General features: G+C 65.1%; 10 protein-coding genes. All 10 read right to left on the reverse strand.

Annotated elements, in window-relative coordinates; all coding sequences use genetic code 11:
• Window positions 1-18: 18 nt before the first annotated feature.
• The 10 genes from ACHL_RS19605 to ACHL_RS19650 all read right to left on the reverse strand — a co-directional run bounded on the left by ACHL_RS19605 (window position 19) and on the right by ACHL_RS19650 (window position 16,772).
• On the reverse strand, window positions 19-5,535 hold the full coding sequence (locus tag ACHL_RS19605; RefSeq protein WP_015939053.1) for a DUF4082 domain-containing protein: 5,517 nt from the start codon (window positions 5,533-5,535) through the stop codon (window positions 19-21).
• Window positions 5,536-5,827: 292 nt separating this feature from the next.
• Window positions 5,828-7,135 carry a M18 family aminopeptidase gene (locus ACHL_RS19610; RefSeq protein ID WP_015939054.1) on the reverse strand — a complete coding sequence of 436 codons (1,308 nt, stop codon included), beginning with the start codon at window positions 7,133-7,135 and terminating at the stop codon, window positions 5,828-5,830.
• Between the two features lie 10 nt (window positions 7,136-7,145).
• A complete protein-coding gene (locus tag ACHL_RS19615; RefSeq protein ID WP_015939055.1) occupies window positions 7,146-8,072 on the reverse strand; it encodes an intradiol ring-cleavage dioxygenase in 927 nt (308 codons plus the stop codon).
• Window positions 8,073-8,130: 58 nt separating this feature from the next.
• Window positions 8,131-8,823, reverse strand: coding sequence for a response regulator (locus ACHL_RS19620; RefSeq protein ID WP_015939056.1), 693 nt, complete (start codon window positions 8,821-8,823; stop codon window positions 8,131-8,133).
• A complete protein-coding gene (locus ACHL_RS19625) occupies window positions 8,816-10,192 on the reverse strand; it encodes a sensor histidine kinase (protein ID WP_015939057.1) in 1,377 nt (458 codons plus the stop codon). The genes ACHL_RS19620 and ACHL_RS19625 overlap by 8 nt, the downstream gene beginning before the upstream one ends.
• Window positions 10,193-10,205: 13 nt before the next feature.
• Entirely contained in the window at window positions 10,206-11,102 is an 897-nt protein-coding gene (locus tag ACHL_RS19630) for an ABC transporter permease (RefSeq protein ID WP_015939058.1), read from the reverse strand.
• Between the two features lie 5 nt (window positions 11,103-11,107).
• A complete protein-coding gene (locus tag ACHL_RS19635) occupies window positions 11,108-12,067 on the reverse strand; it encodes an ABC transporter ATP-binding protein (RefSeq protein ID WP_015939059.1) in 960 nt (319 codons plus the stop codon).
• Window positions 12,068-12,272: 205 nt separating this feature from the next.
• On the reverse strand, window positions 12,273-13,769 hold the full coding sequence (locus ACHL_RS19640; protein WP_015939060.1) for a bifunctional phosphatase PAP2/diacylglycerol kinase family protein: 1,497 nt from the start codon (window positions 13,767-13,769) through the stop codon (window positions 12,273-12,275).
• Between the two features lie 36 nt (window positions 13,770-13,805).
• Window positions 13,806-14,999: an MFS transporter gene (locus ACHL_RS19645; protein ID WP_015939061.1), complete on the reverse strand. Its 1,194-nt coding sequence runs from the start codon at window positions 14,997-14,999 to the stop codon at window positions 13,806-13,808.
• A 90-nt stretch (window positions 15,000-15,089) separates the two neighbouring features.
• Window positions 15,090-16,772 carry an ABC-F family ATP-binding cassette domain-containing protein gene (locus tag ACHL_RS19650; RefSeq protein ID WP_043794934.1) on the reverse strand — a complete coding sequence of 561 codons (1,683 nt, stop codon included), beginning with the start codon at window positions 16,770-16,772 and terminating at the stop codon, window positions 15,090-15,092.
• Window positions 16,773-16,779: the final 7 nt, after the last annotated feature.

Genomic DNA, 16,779 nt, shown 5'->3' on the forward strand with positions numbered 1-16,779 from the left:
TCGAAGGACGGGCTCAAACTAGGAGCGGTTGAAGATGACGTCCACCCAGTAATTCGTGCTGCGGAACGTCTCTGTTGGGAAGGCACTCGCCCCGTAGACATAGACTCCGTTCGGCCCGTCGATTCCGTTCGCGAGGGCATGCAGGGGAGCGTTGTCTACGCCTGAGTTACTGAAGTAGTCCCGGCTGGATGAATAGAATCCGGCGGGTGCGTAGTAGGACACTACGTACGTCGTGTTGGCCTGAATGGCCACGGGGCTGGAAAATAGCGCTTCCTGCCAACCCGAAGCAGACTCGTTCGTGAAGGTGGCCGTGGCCAGCAATGTGCCGTTCGCCGTCCAAAGATGACCTATGTGTGTGCCGGTGTTGGAACTGCCCTTATAGAAGCGGACACCCGTGATCATCCCGGCAACATCCGAACGGAACTTCATCCCCACTTCGGTAGCCTTGCGATCATTTGTGTTTGCCGTTGTAGGAACGGCAGCCGGGCTGAAGACACTGCAGGGGCAGGCTGCCGGTGGCGCCTTAGTGGTGAAGGACCAGGAAAACGGCGAAGCCATTGCGGTCCCGGACGTGCTCGTAGCAGCAGTGACAGTGGCGGTATAGGTAGTTTGATACGCCAATGCAGCCTGGGGAACAAACGTAGCCGTGTTGGTAGCGGCGTCGTATCCTATGGATCCTGCTACGTTCGTTCCGGCCGCGTTCTTGACTGTAAGGCCAATGCTGGAGGCAGTGACGGACTGGTTGAAAGTAGCAGTTGGCTGCACCTGCTCGGACACGCCGGTGGTAGCGTTCGCTGGTGACACGGCTGCGACCGCCGGTGCTGTCCCGGAAGACGAGGCGGCGAAAACGATATCCACCCAGTAGTTGGTGTTGTTGTAGCTGTCACTCGGGAAGGCCGAGGCACCGTAGCGGTAGACGCCGTTTGGCCCGTCAACGCCCGCGGCCAAGCCGTGCAAGGGGGCGTTGTCCACCGAATTGTTGAAGTACCCGCTGTCTGCCGAGTAGAAGCCGTCTGGAGCGAAATATGACACGACATAGGTTGTGTTCGCGGCCAGGGGCACTGGTGAGGAGAAGAGCGCTTCCTGCCAGCCCGATGCAGACTCGTTGGCAAAAGTCACCGAGGCCATCAAGCTGCCTGTTGAGGACCAAAGGTGCCCAACGTGCGTCCCCGTGTTGGAGCTTCCCTTGTAGAAGCGGATGCCAGTAACCGTTCCCGCTGTGTCAGCCCGGAACTTCATCCCAACCTCAACTGCATTTGAATCGAGGGCGGTAACCGTCCCCGGAACAGACGCCGGACTGAAGATGCTGCAAGGGCAGACCACGGGTGCAGTCTCCGTTGTAAAGCTCCAACTGTAGGGGGCAGTCATGGCCTGGCCAGTCGCATTCGTGGCTCCGCTGACTGTAGCCGTATAGGCGGCTCCGAATGCCAACGCCGAGGCCGGGGTGAAAGTTGCAGTCCGGCTGGCGGCGTCGTAGGTCATCGATCCTTGGACTGAATTGTTCGACGCTCCCTTGAGCATGAACAGCACACTGGAGGGTGTGACGTCCTGGTTGAATGTTGCACTGGGTTTCGTATTGGCGGGCACTGCACTGGCATTGGTTACCGGTGAGGTACTGGTAACTGCCGGCAGCAGGGGCGCCGCACTGGTGCTGAACGTCCAACTGAATGGCCCAGCCATTCCTTGTCCCGCAGAGTTGGTAGCGCCGCTGACGGTCGCCGTGAAAGTAGTGTTGTATGCCAATGCGGCTGCCGGTGTGAATCTGGCAGTGTTGGTGGCCGGGTCGTAAGCGACGGCTCCTGCAACGGCACTGTTGGCGGCATCCCGCAGCGTAAACGTCACGGATGAGGCAGTCACCTGTTGGTCGAAGGTGGCGGACGGCTTCACATTCACGTCCACACCGTTGGAAAGATTTACCGGCGTCACTGACGAAACACGCGGCGCGGTGGAGGAGGATGCGGAACTGAACACCACGTCCACCCAGTAGTTGGTCGCATTGTATGTCTGGTTAGGGAAGCCCGATGTGCCATAGCGGTACACGCCATTGGGCCCATCAGCGCCATTGGACAAGCCGTGGAGGGGCGCCTTGTCGCGAGACGTGTTGAAGAAGCTCACGTCGGCGGAGTAGGCCCCATTAGGGGCGTAGTAGGACACCACGTAGGTAGTGTTTGCCGCAATGGACACCGGGGTTGTGAAGTTCGCCTGCTGCCAGCCGGCGGCTGATTCGCTTTGGAAGCTCACCGTGCCAAGCAACGTTCCTGTGGCGGACCATAGATGTCCTGTATGGGTGCCTGTGTTCCCTGCGCCCTTATAAAACCGGACACCTGTCACAGTTCCGGCCACGTCAGACCGGAACTTCATGCCAACTTCGACGGCGCCGGGATCATTTTCGGAAGGAACAGACGGAGTATCCCCTGGACTGAAGACAGAACACGGGCAGGCACCGGGAGCGGCAGCCGTGGTGAAACTCCACGAGTAGGGTGCCGACATGCTTTGTCCGGCCGCGTTGGATGCGCCGCTCACGGTGGCTGAGTACGTGGTGTTGTAGGCCAGCAGTCCAGCCGGGGCGAATGTGGCGGTGTTGGTTGCACTGTCGTAGGCAACGGATCCGGTCACTGAGTTGTTGCCAGCGTCCTTCAGGGCGAAGTTGATCGAACCGGACGATACCGCTTGGTTGAAGGTGGCATTAGGTTTCGTGTCCACAGGCACAGCCAAAGCGTTGTTTGCCGGGGAAACCGTGGCTACCGCTGGTGCCGGCGGTGGCGCTCCGGTTGTGAAAGTCCAGGTATAGGCGGACGCCATGGTCTGTCCTGCGGAATTGGTTGCTCCGCTGACAGTTGCTGTGTAAGTGGTCGAATAGCCCAAAGACGCCGCTGGGGTGAAAGTCGATGTGTTTGTCGCCGGGTCGTAGGTAGTTGTGCCTGCCACGTTGGCGCCGGCGGAGCTCTTGACGCTGAACACCACGGAAGTCGCTGTCACGGTCTGGTTGAACGTGGCAGAGGGCTTGATTCCGGTACTTACGTCCGCCGCATTATTGATGGGAGACACCGACGAGACTGCCGGCTGTACGGCCCCTGAGGGTGTGAATGACAGATCAACCCAGTAATACTCAGCGTCGTAAACCTGGTTTGGGAAGGAACTTGATGCCCCGTATCGATATACCCCGTTGGGAGATCCCGGAAGACTTCTGGGGAAATGCAGCGGTGCGCTGTCCAACTGGTTTACCGCGCCGGCCGGCGATGGATTGTTGTAGAAGAAGCCGGTGTCCTGGGAGTACCGTCCCGCAGGTGCGAAATATGAAACGACATACGTTGTATTTGCAGATATCACCAGGGGAGGCGACAGGGCAACGGACTGCCATCCACTGGCCGACTCATTAGTGAACGTTGCGGTTGCGAGCCTTTGGCCGGAACTGCTCCAGATGCTCCCAATGTGTGTGCCAGTGTTTCGAGTGGCTTTGTAAAAGCGGATGGAGTTGACCGTGCCAGCGACCTCTGAATAGAACTTGGCTCCCACTTCGATGGCTGCCGTATCGCCGGAGTCAGCCATGGCGGGAACCCTGTTCACCCCCGTGATGGAGCAGGGGCACGAGACACTGATGGCGGACCCGGCAGAGGCCCCTTCCAGGTTGCCACTGTCGTCCACGGCCCGTGAACGGAGAACGGACGTAGGACTACCGTGGGCAGTCCAGCTGTATGACCAATTGTTGGTTCCCGTGGCCCGCCGCCAAGTGTTGCCGCCGTCGGTTGAGACCTCCACGCCAGCAACCACTCCGCCGCTATCGGTGGCCGTCCCGGAAACCGTAACCAAAGTCGAGTCCGCAACGGTGACACCGGCGGCAGGCGTGGTAATGCGCGACGTGGGGGCAGTGGCGTCCGTGGACGCCTGCGCCGCGGAAAGCCCTGCCATGAGAGTCAGGGGCTGGGTGCCCATGTCTGCAAGCAGGTTGACCGTCGCCTGCTGCATGTTCCGGTCGACCGGTTTCCCTGTTGTGTAGGCATCCAGGCCCCAGGTCCATTGGACGGTTCCCGCGCCAAAGACCAGAGCACCGCTTGAAGCCTTATAAAGCGTCAGGTTGTGGGTGGCTGTCCCGCCTTGCTGTGTGCTCGAGCCGTAGTCCGTGAAAACCTCTGCGGTGTTACTTGTGGTCTCGGACAAGCGGAAGGTGCCCGCTGGACGGAATCCGTTATCAGCATCAACATCCCATTCATAGCCCAAGGTGCCGAGCCCGGAGCCAAGAGTGACCGAAGTTCCTGAAGCCATGTTGGGAATGGACGTTCCCCGCCACAACCGAAGCTGCTTGTAGGCGGCCGGGACCACGATGTCTGTGGTGCCCGAGTTCACCACGAAGTACTGACCAGTCAGGGCATTCTCCGGGTTCCCGCCGCCGGTGGCAGTACCGTAGCGCGGGTCGCGCCAAGTTCCCGTCCAGGAGATGGGATCCGTGGGTGCGTTGAAATGGGTGTCCTTGTACGAAACCAAAGTCCGCCCCGCCGTGTTGCTTCCGTCTGAACTGGATTCCCACCTGGTCTTCCAGAACATCTCGTTCCCGCTCAAGAAGGCGAGGTTCACGCCTGCGTCACGGGCAGCTGTCACGTTGGTGCGCTGTTCGGCGGACCAGTACTCGTCATGCCCAACTGACAGGAAGGACTTGTGGTTCAGGAGCAGGGGACCACGGGTGGCGGCATCAAGACCGCTTAAGTAGCTGACGTCATAACCGTTTGCCTCAAGGAACCGGATCATGGGGTATTCGGCATACATGAGCCAGTTTTGGCCCTGGGCATCACCCGCTGTTATGAACGGGCGGTTGTACGAAACCTTAAAAGCCGCTTTGTACGCCAGCGGGTTGCCTGCCGGGCATGCAACGGTGCAGGTGTAAAGGCTGTTGCCGCCATAGGAGTTGTAAGCCTGCCAGGTGGTATCCGAGGTCTGAAACAGAACATCCGAATGAGCAGCGTCGTCCCGGACAACGAACGGGATGACGCTCGCGCCGCCGTTGTCAGTGCGAACCAGCCGGGCGATGTAGACCCCGGAAACAGCCGTGGCGGGGATGTTCCAGGACGCAGACACGGCCCAGTTGCCGCAGTCGATCAGGCCGGTTGCCGAGAACGTCAGGCAGTTGGGTTGGGATTGTGGCAACGGCACGCTGGAAAGGATGTTGGCCGCAACCTTGCGGGCGCCCTGTCCCTGGTAGTAGCCCAGCCGGTAGATGTCGATGCGATAGGCCGAAGCTGTGGTCTTGACCTTGAACGTGACGGCCTGACCGATGTTGACGCTCATGGACGTCGCATAACCCTGGATGGTGGTGTTGCCCGCCCCGGCCACCTGCCACTCGGACGGCGGACTCCCTGGCTGCGTGTTCTCGCACGCCACCTTGCTCACAACGGGCGCGTCACAGGGGCCGGCCGCCCGTGCGGGTGGGAGCCAGGAGGGGTCCACGGCGATGGGGAACATCGACGCGATCAGGGCAAGGACCAGGGCCGGTACCCAAAGGCGAGTGGTACGCCGGGGAAGTACTCCAGGTGCAGACGTCATCTCATGGCTCCAAGGTCGCGGCACGACCAGGGAAAGCAACCGGAACCGGGGTCTGCACTCCCCGTCTCCGGCCCTGCCGGCAGAAGCCGGCACCCCGTCGCGGCAGTCAGTTAGGACGGGTGACCGTTGGGTGGGACCGTTTGGTCCCCTGAAGCGGCCCGGAACCGTGGACCGCCTACCCTTGGGGCTCCCGTATGGCACCACCGTAGGGGCGGGGCCTTTCCCCTGCCAGCTGACCGGGGCCCAGCTGTGGGTACCCGCACGGAACAATGTGGGCACCCCCGATGGGCAGTTAGGAAGCCGTCCCGAAGAACAGCTCAGCCACAGCCGCCAGCCGCCAAGGATCCTCCACGCCGCACAGCTCGCGGGCGGAGTGCATGGACAGCAGCGCGACACCCACATCAACGGTCCGGATTCCCAGCCGCGTAGCAGTCAGGGGGCCGATGGTGGAGCCGCACGGGATCGCGTTGTTGGACACGAACTCCTGGTAGGGCACGCCCGCTTCACCGCACAGCCGGGCCCACAGCGCTGCCCCGGGGGCGTCCGTAGCGTAGCGCTGGTTCGCGTTGATCTTCAGCAGCGGCCCGCCGTTGAGGACGGGGTGGTTGGCGGGGTCGTGCCGCTCGGCGTAGTTCGGGTGGACAGCGTGGCCGGCATCGGCGGAAACACAGAACGACGCCGCCAGGGCCTGCCGCCGCTGGCTCACCGAAGCGCCGAGGCCGTCGGAGATCCGCACCAGCACGTCCTCGAGGATGGGGCCGCAGGCGCCGGAGCGCGAGTTGGAGCCGATCTCCTCGTGGTCGAAGGCGGCCAGCACAGCAATCGGAGCAGCAGCGTCGGCGGACCCGGACGAAGCGTGCGCTATCAGCGCCGCGAGCCCGGCGTGCGTGGAGGAAAGGTTGTCCAACCGCCCGGAAGCGAAGAACTCACCCGACCCCCCGAAAACCGCGGGTGCCTGCGTGTCCGCGATGACGACGTCGTAACCTCCAATGCGGGCCGGATCAACGGACGCGCCTTCCACGGAGGAGGCCAGTACCCGCAGGACGTCGAAGTCCGCCGGGTTACCCAGCCCCCACACCGGGTTCATGTGCCGCTGCTTGTCGAGCGTCAGCCCGTCGTTGACGGCACGGTCCAGGTGGATGGCCAGCTGGGGGAACCGCAGCAGCGGCCCAGTGGCGGCCAGGTGCTCGGTGCCGTCCAGCATCACCAGCCGGCCGGCCAGCCGCAGTTCCCGGTCCAGCCAGGAGTTCAGCAGCGGGCCGCCGTAGACTTCCACCCCGGCCTGGAGCCAGCCGTAGGCACCGGTAGTGGGTTTGGGCTTGAGCTTGAAGGACGGCGAGTCCGTGTGGGCGCCCAGGATGTGGAACCCGGTGGTGGGACCGGCGTTCTCCGGAACCACCCAGGCGATCAGCGCCCCGTCCCGGATGATGAAGAACCTGCCGGCCCCGCCGTCCCACGGCTCCAGCTCGTCAAGCCGGGTGAATCCCGCGTCCGCCAGCCGCCGTCCGGCCTCGTGGGCCGCGTGGAAGCTCGACGGCGATGCGCTGACGAAAGCGCCAAGGTCCTGGATGTGGTCTGTGGCAGGGGATTGGTTAGGCATGCTCCCGAGTCTAGATGGTGACGTTGAGCCCCGCCGTGTACCCCTCCGCGGCGGATCCGGCCATCGTGGCCAGCTGGTAGATGCCGCCGTCGTCACCAAACACGTTGTCCGACTGCAGGGTGGTGCGCAACATGTTGGTGACGCTGCGTTCGTACCCGGCCGTGGCATAGACGTCGTCGCAGGCCGCCTGGGTGAGCGCGATCTGCGAAACCGCCAGCACCTGGCCCGCCGCCGTCGCGTTGTTCATCGACTCGAACACCTCGAAATGGATGTGCGGCCACCGGCCGGAGTACGCGCCGGGGAAGATGGACGTGAAAGTGACCTGGCCGTTCGAATCCGCTTCCTGGACTCCGCGGAGGTAGTTCTCGTTGCTGAGGCTCGAGTCGTACATGGAGTATTTTCCGTCCCGGTCGCAGTGCCACACGTACACGGCGGCGCCGGCCATGGGGGTGCAGCCGTTGGCGTTGTCCAGCAGGGTCAGCGTAAATGTCAGCGGGACACCTTCCGCGGTGGCAGAGGCCGAGCCGAAGCTGGACGTGATGTCTTTGCGGACCACGCCGGACGCTTCCAGAACGTTGGGGCCGTTGGAACCGTCCCCGGGGAACGGTCCCGCCGTTTCCTGCGGGATCTCCACCCCGCATTCGGCGATGGCGCGGGTCAGCGTGGGAGAAGGAGTGGCACTGGCGGAGTTCGCCGCGGACGGGGACGCGGACGCGCTTGCTGCGGCGGTGGCAGCGGACGACGACGGCTGGCCGGCCGTCGAGGAACCTCCCGGCGTGCAGGCGGCCAGGGCAGCCGCGGCACCGCCGGCGCCAAGGAACAGTCCCAGCGACCGCCGGCTCAGCATCGTGGACAGGTCGAACTCCAGCCCCCTGTCGTGGTTCGGGTGGGGCTGCTGTTCCCCGGGACCGGATTCATGCGGCGGAAGTGAAGTCATGAGTCCATCAAAGGGCCTGGCCCTATGTCCTGCATAGGGCCTTCCTGTGAACCGGCTGTCAGTAGTCCGGATTGCTGGGCACCACCAGCCCAGTCTCGTACGCGTACACCACCGCCTGCACCCGGTCCCTGAGGTGCAGCTTGGTGAGGATCCGGCGCACATGCGTTTTCACCGTGGCCTCGGACAGGAAGTACCGGTGCGCGATCTCGGCGTTGGACAGCCCCTCCGCCATGGCCTCGAGCATCTCGGTCTCCCGCGGCGTCAGGTCCCCCAGCAGGGGGTCCGGAGCCTGCGCGGCGGGGGCCGGGGCTGCCGCACCGCGGACGTACGTTTCCAGCAGGCGCTGGGTGACCCTCGGCGCCACCACTGCGTCCCCGCTGGCCACCACGCGCACGGCCTGGATGAGTTCCGACGGCGCCACGTCCTTGAGCAGGAACGCGGACGCCCCTGCCTGCAGCCCGGCGAACGCGTACTCGTCCACGTCAAAGGTGGTGAGGATGATGATGCGGGCCGGGGACCCTTCGGCAGTAATGGCCCGGGTGGCTTCGATGCCGTCCAGCACGGGCATCCGGACGTCCATAAGCACCACGTCCGGGGTAAGGTTCCGGACGAGCTTCACGGCTTCGGCGCCGTCGGAGGCTTCACCCACGATGTGCAGGTCGTCCTCGCCCTCCAGGATCAGGCGGAATCCCATCCGCAGGAGGGGCTGGTCATCCACCAGCAGGACGGTGATCGGTGCGTCTTCAGTCATGCCTTGCCTTGGAGTTCGGGGGTGCGGTGATCGGTTCGGGGCGTTCCTCGGCCGGGCAGGTCAGCACGGCGTGGACGTGCCAGCCGCGCCCGCCCGGCCCGGCGGTCACGGTTCCGGAGTAGATCCGGGCCCTCTCGGCCATGCCGGCGAGCCCTTGTCCGGTCCCGAACGGCAGGCCCGCGCCCGCCGGTGCATCGGCCTGGGCACCTCCGTCATCGGTGCGGTGGGCACTCCCGCCTGCGCCGTCGTCGTGCACGTCTATGGTCACCGTGGCGCCCTGGCGGGCGATGTCCACGTCCACCCGTCCCAGGGACCGCCCGTAGCGGAGCACGTTGGTGAGCGATTCCTGCACGATCCGGTACACGGTGAGCTGGAACGCGGCATCCTTGGGCAGGGCCGGGCCGGTATACGAATAATGCAGCGGCAACCCGGCGGTGCGGAAACCCTCCAGCAGCTTCGCCAGGCTCTGCCCCGCCGCCAGCGGAGTCCTCGGGGCGGCCGTTCCGGCGTCGTCGCGCAGCACGCCCAGCACCCGGCGCATGTCCGCCAGCGCTGTCCGCCCCGTCCGGGACAGTTCGCCCAGCACCTCGCCGGCCCGTTCGGGGCTTTTCCGGACCACGACGCCGGCGCCGTCCGAGAGGCTGATCATCACCGTCAGCGAGTGGGCCACCACGTCGTGCATTTCCCGGGCGATCCGGTTGCGTTCGTTGACGGACGCAAGCCGGGCCGTCCGTGCGGCCCACGCAGCAACCTGCTGCTCATGTTCACGTCGCTGCTTGACCCCGATGCCGATGCCCGTGGCGATGACGTTGGACAGTGCGATGGTGGCACCGGTGGCGATGCTGGTGAGCAGGTGGAAGTCCGCCGGGTTGGCGCCCTGGTCCTGGACGAAGGAGTTCTCCATGGGCCCCACGGCGGCCAGAAGGTAGAGAAGCGCGAGCGGTGCCGTGGCTGCCGCCATGGTGATGAGCGCGAACCGCCGGGTGTGCACCACCGCCACGGAATACAGCGAGAACCACAGGCCCGTGGAGACGTTGGACCCCCAGGGGTGCAGCAGCGTCACGGCGACTTCCATGACCGCCACGAAGGCCACCAGCCCCACCGGGTGGAAGCGCCGCAGGAACAGCGCTCCGGCCACAGCCCCCAGCAGCGTGGCTGCCAGCCACTTGCCGGAGATCAGCGCATCCACTGCGGTAGGCGCCACGAGCAGGATGTAGCTGAGCGCCACCACGGCGTCCATGACGCGAGGGTGTTCGTAGAGGTAGCGCCGGAACCTGCCCCGGCGCCTCTCGTTAAGCTCGGCAAAGGACGCGGCGGCCTGCCAGTTGCCGGCGACCAGCGCGTCCTTCGCCGTTGATGCTTCGTTCATGCTGTCCGCAGGGTCAGACGTCGCGATTCTTGAGCACGATCACTGCAGGTACCAGGAACAGCAGCACGTAACCGAGGAACAGCAGGCCGCCCTGCCAGGGGTCAATCACGCCGTCCGTGTGGCCAATGGAGAGGAACCGGCCACCCACCTCATTGGGAATGTACTGCGGCACGTACTTCCAGAAGTCACCCGGGATGAGCGTCAGGAAACTGGCGGCGATGGAAAGGACGAAGAAAATGCCCACCAGCACCGTGATTCCACCGGCCGAGTTCCGCAGCAGGGTCCCCAGGGACAGACCGATCAGGGCCACACCCGCCACATAGAGGCCGCCGGTGAAGACGCTGTAAAGGACACCCTCTGTGGACCAGTCAAGGTCGAACCCGACGCCTTGGAACACCGGCATGGCGATCAGGAAGGTCGCAGCACCGGCGACGGTGGTCATGACGTAGGAGATCACGGCCAGGATGATGGCCTTGGCCGCGAAGGCCGGGGTGCGGCGCGGGACGGCGTTCATGGTGGAGCGGATCATACCGGTGGCGTACTCGGAGGACATGAACAGCACCGCCAGCGAGCCCAGGATGAGGATACCGATCTGAAGGCCGGCGTTGGGCAGGTTGTACAGGTCGAATCCGGATCCGGGCGGAAAGGACTTCTCCAGCATTTCCGGGGTCATGGGCTGGCCCTGTTCCCTCGCATTGCGGGAGATTTCGTCTACATAGGTGTAGCGGATCAGGACCGATAGGGCGCCGACGCCGACGATCGCAACCAGCGTCAACAGCAGCAGGATTCGGGTGGACAGCAGGGACCAGAGCTTGATCCACTCGGAGCGCAGGACGCCGCCGAAGGTGACGCCGTGCGAACCTGCGGAGGAACGGGCGGGTACGGCAGGGGTTTGGGTATGCGTGCTCATGGTCCTTACTTTCCTGCCGTCGCCGGGGCTGCCTGCGGCTGGCTGCCCGCAGGGCCGCCTGCCAGGTGCGAGTGGTATTCCACTTCGTCCTTGGTGAGGTCGAAGTAGGCGTCCTCCAGGGAGGAGACCTGGGGTGTGAGTTCGTAGACCAGCACGCTGTTGTCCAGGGCCACCCGGGCGATCTGCCGCGGATCCAGGCCGGTGACAGTCAGGGTTTCAGGCTCGCTCTGGTCCACCGTCACGCCGTTTCCTGCCAGCAACGACTGCAGCTGCAGGGCATTGTCGGTGCGGACCAGGGTCTTGGCCTGGCGGGTCCCGGCAATGATGTCCTTCACGGGGGCATCGGCGATGATCCTGCCGCGCCCAATGACAATGAGGTGGTCCGCGGTCTGGGCCATTTCGCTCATCAGGTGCGAGGACAGGAACACGGTCTTGCCCTGGTTCGCCAGGTAGCGGACCAGGTTGCGTACCCACAGCACGCCTTCGGGGTCCAGGCCGTTGACCGGCTCGTCGAGGATCAGTGTTTGCGGGTCCCCCAAGAGGGCGGCGGCGATGCCCAGCCGCTGTCCCATGCCCAGCGAGAAGCCGCCGGCCTTCTTCTTGGCCACAGCCTCCAGGCCGGTCATCTCAATGACCTCGTGGACCCGGGCCTTGGGGATACCGTGCGTCGCGGCCATGGCCAGCAGGTGGTTGTAGGCGCTGCGGCTGGTGTGTACTGCCTTGGCATCGAGCAGGGCGCCTACCTCGTGCAGCGGTGCCTTGTGCTGGGCGTAGGGCAGTCCGTTCACCGTGACGGAGCCCGACGTCGGCCGGTCCAGTCCCATGATCATGCGCATGGTGGTGGACTTCCCGGCGCCGTTGGGTCCCAGGAAGCCCGTAACCTGTCCGGCCCGGACTGTGAAACTGACCCCGGCCACGGCGGTCTTTCCGCCGTAGGCCTTGGCCAGGTCTGTTGCCTCAATCATGGAGTGTTCCTTTGATCGGCAGCGCTGGGCTGCGGAATGCATTTGGGAGGTGGTACCCCTACGCTACCGACGCCTGCCGGGCTTTTCGCCGGTCTCAGGGATGATTCAGGGGTGAATCAGGGTACTCCCGACGGATGACCGCACCGGGGCATCAGGTTTTCGGTATGGTGCCGGCGGCCCACACGCGGGTGCGCCGCCACGGGCCTTAAGCCTGCGGTGAGTAGTAGACCAGGGCCCTGGGCACCACCCGGTAGTGCACCTTGCGTACCCCGGCCAGTGCCTCGCCGTCCACTGCCAGGGCCATCGGCGCGCCGTCGGCGTGGATAGTGACATCGGTTGCCTCACGGAGGTGGGTGATCCTTGAGCTCGCCACGGTGCCGGTCAGGACTGCCCACAGAAGCCTCAACCGAGCGAAGGATTCATCCGCCGAGAAGATCCTGAAATCCAGCACGCCGTCGTCCAGCACGGGCCGTAGCAGCGGCGCATGGTCCCTGGGGTAGTAACGGCCCCGGCCCACGTACGCTATCCAGACCCTGTGCGGGATTCCGTCCACGTTGAGCGTGATGGGCGTTCCGGCGGCGAAGGTCCGGAACATGGCCACCACTCCCGCGAGCGGCTTTCCGAGGGCCGGCTGCAACTGTTCGCGCCGCCGCACCAGGTTGGGGTAGAGGCCGATGCTTGAGGTGTTCAGCATGATCAGCTCGGACACTTCCGGCGCTCCGGCGAGCCCGCGCTCTGCGGTGACAAACCCGACGTCCGCCAAGGCCGCCTCGCCGTTGGACGCCGCCGCCACCGCCTGCTGCAGATTCCCGATCCCGGCATCCCGGGCAAAGTGGTTGAGGGTGCCGCCGGGAAGCACCAGCAAAGGCAGTGAACGCTCGATGGCGGCAGCAGCCGCTGCCCCCACCGTACCGTCTCCGCCCCACACACCCAGGGCTTTGGTTCCGGGAGTATCCGCCGTAGCACTGATCTGCTCCACCAGGCCGTCCTCGGGACGAACGGTCACGATATGCGCATCAGGGAATACTTCCCGAAGGGCGTCGGCCGTTTCGTCGGTGAATGATCCACCCAGGGCGTTGACCACAATGCTGAGTCCCTTGCCGCCGGGCAGTTCCGGGGCGGAGGCCGCAGTGCGCTGGGTTTTGGGGATGGGTGGCCGCACAGGCCACCAGTGGCGGGTGACCAGGGCGGCACCCGCCCCCAGGGCAGAGCCGAACAGGACGTCCGAAGGCCAGTGGGCCCCTGTATGGACCCGGGAGTACGCTACCCCGGCCGCAGCGGGGGCAACGGCGGCCCCGATGGCGGGCCGCACCAAGCCCACACCAACAGCAAAGGCCACGGCGGAAGCGGAGTGACCGGAGGGCATAGAGGAGCTGGTGGGTTGCGGATGCACGAAGCGGAACACGGGAAGATGTTCCGGCAGCGGCCGTGTCCGGGGCAGGAGGGTTTTGAAGATGCCGTTGGTGACGGCGGAGGCGACGGCCTGGGCCAGGAGGCCGTGGACTGCGGCCCGGCGGGTCTTCCCGGGAAATGCTGCCATGCCGGCGGCGATCGCAATCCAGAGTTTCCCGTTGTTGGCGGAAGCGGAGAGGCGGCGGAAGAAGTCGTCGTGGTTGCCCCCCGGCAGGTTTGATACATGCCGGACAAGGTACCTGTCCATCCGGCTGATCCATCGGTGGCTGCCCCGCCATGTGCTCTGCATCCCCACACCCTACCGCCGCCTTCGCTCAGGCCGCTCCTAGTCGGTCTTCAGGGGCCGCGCAGCTCCGGCCAGGAGCAGGGCGAGGAGGATGGGCGCCATGATGGCCAGCAGGGCCTGGTGGATACCCACCACGTCGCCGAGGTATCCCAGCAGGGGAGGGCCCGCGAGGAAAGATATATACCCTAAGGTGGATACAACGCTGACCCGTGCCGCTGCCCGGGCAGGATCGTCAGCTGCGGCGGACATGCCCATGGGGAAGGCCAGCGCCGCACCGACTCCCCAGAGGGCTGCGCCCACTGCTGCTATCCAGACGTTGCCCGCGAGGACAAACAGACCCAGGCCCGCAGCCGCCGCGGCCATGCTGGCACGCAGCACCGCAACCCTGCCGTACGCGTCGATGACGCGGCCGCCCAGGAACCGCATCGCCGTCATGGCCAGGACAAAGAGCGCGAACATCAGCGCGCCGGTTGAATCAGCAGTTCCCAGCCCATCCACGGAGGCCTTGGCAATCCAGTCGTTGCCCGCTCCCTCGGTGAGGGTGGCACCGAGCACCACCACGCCGATGAGCAGTGTCCTGCTGTCCCGCCAGGCGGAAGGACCCTTGGCCGGTTTGGTTTCGCCCTCGGGAAGGACGGCCGCCACGTGGGGAAGGAAGTAGCGCGGCGCAACCAGTGTTGCCAGCAGCACCACGCCTGCGATGACCAGCAGGTGGAGCGGCAGCCCCACACCGAGGTTGGACAGCCCGGCACCCACCAGCGCCCCCACGAAGGCTCCGCCGCTGAAGGCCGCGTGGAACTGGGGCATGATGGTGCGCCGGAGCCGGTGTTCGACGTCGGCGCCCTCAATGTTCTGCGAGACATCCCAGAGGCCGATGGCAATCCCGAAGAAGAACAGGGAAATGGCAGTTCCCGGAATGGATGCGGCGGAGAGGGACACGGCGATGCCCACGCCGGCCGCCGCTGCCAGAACGCCGCCGAAGCGGACGGTGTTGGCCGTTCCGATCCGCCCCACCACCAGGCCGGCCGTGGGCAGGGCCAGCAGGGAGCCCACTGCGGTGCACAGGAGCAGGGTTCCCATCTGGCCCGACGTGATCTGCAGGATTTCCGTTACGGCCGGGATACGGGCCGCCCAGCTGGCAAAGACGAGTCCGTTGATGCCGAAAACCACGAAGGTGGCCGCGGCGGCAGCCGTCACTCCGGCCTCGCGGGCCGCGCCTGTATTGGTGTTCATGCGTTCACTGCTTCCACTGGATTCCTGCGGAGTCGGCTCGGGTGTGACTGTGCGCTGTTACGCCTGACTGGTGTTGGCTCCGGCAGGGGTTCAGCGTGCACGTTCAACGCGCTTTTCATCCCACACCGGCTCCGCGGATTCATAAACCTTGCCGTCAGAACCGAAGACCAGGAACCGGTCGAAGGTCCGCGCGAACCAGCGGTCGTGCGTTACGGCAAGGACGGTGCCTTCAAAGTGGTCGATGGCCCGTTCCAGTGCCTCGGCTGAGTGCAGGTCCAGGTTGTCCGTGGGCTCATCGAGCAGGAGCAGCGTGGCGCCGGACAGCTGCAGGAGCAGGATCTGGAACCGTGCCTGCTGCCCGCCGGAGAGCGATTCGTATTTCTGCTCCGACTGGCCGGCCAGGCCGTACCCGTCCAGGGCGCCCGCCGCCGCTTCACGGCCAAGGCCGGACCTGTGTTCGTCTCCCCGGTGCAGGATCTCCAGCAACGTCTTGCCCAGGAGGTCCGGACGGACGTGGGTCTGGGCGAAGAAGCCGGGCCGGATCCGCGCGCCCAGTTTCACGGTCCCTTCGTGCGGGACCTCCGCGATCTCTACGTCGGATACGGGTACATGCTCGCGCTCGGGGTCGGTGCCGCCCGTAGCGAGAAGCCGCAGAAAGTGGGATTTGCCGGACCCGTTGGAGCCCAGGACCCCCACACGGTCACCGAACCACACCTCGGTGGAGAACGGCTTCATCAGCCCGGTGAGCTCCAGCCGCTCGGCCACGATGGCGCGCTTGGCTGTCCTGCCGCCTTTGAGCCTCATCTGGACGTTCTGTTCAACCGGCAGGGCCTCGGGCGGGCCCGCCTCAAGGAACTTGGCCAGTCGGGTCTGGGCTGCGTGGTACCGGTTGGCCATGTCCGAGCGGAAGGCCGCCTTGTTTTTGTACATGTTGACGAGTTCCTTGAGCTTCACGTGCTCCTCGTCCCAGCGCTTGCGCAACTCCTCGAAGCGGGCATTCCGGTCTGCACGGGCGTCAACGTAGGAGCCGAACCCGCCGCCGTGGATCCAGGCCGCTGCACCGTTGATTCCCGGTTCCAGGGTGACGATGCGCCCGGCAGCATTGTTCAGCAGTTCCCGGTCGTGGCTGATGAAGAAGACGGTCTTCCGGGATTCATTGAGCTTGTCTTCAAGCCAGCGCTTGCCGGGCACGTCAAGGTAGTTGTCCGGTTCGTCGAGCAGCAGCAGGTCATCGGGGCCGGCAAACAGGGCTTCAAGGACCAGGCGCTTTTGTTCGCCGCCGGACAGGCTCGACGCCGGGCGGTGCTGCGCGCGGTCGAACGGCAGGCCCAGCGCGGCCATACACACCTCGTCCCACACGGTCTCCACGTCGTATCCGCCGGCGTCGCCCCAGTCAACGATGGCCTGGGCGTACCGCATCTGGGCGGGCTCGTCATCGTCCTCCATCATGGCCAGCTCCGCCTCGTCCACCTCGCGGGCGGCCGCGGCGAGGGCAGGGGGAGCTGCGGAGACCAGCAGGTCCCGGACGGTTGAGTCATCGCGGACCTGGCCCACGAACTGGCGCATGATGCCCATGGTCCCGGAGCGGCCCACAACTCCCTCATCGGGGACCAGATCGCCGGCGATGATCCGGAACAGTGTGGTTTTTCCCGTGCCGTTCGGTCCGATCAGGGCTGTCTTGGTGCCGTCCGGAACCTTGAAGGTCACCCCGTTCAGCAGCTGGGTGCCGTCGGAGAGGAAGTAGTCGATGCCGGAAACGTCAATATGAGCCACGGGTTCC

Origin of the sequence: Pseudarthrobacter chlorophenolicus A6, assembly GCF_000022025.1 — a bacterium.
GTDB classification, from domain to species: domain Bacteria; phylum Actinomycetota; class Actinomycetes; order Actinomycetales; family Micrococcaceae; genus Arthrobacter; species Arthrobacter chlorophenolicus.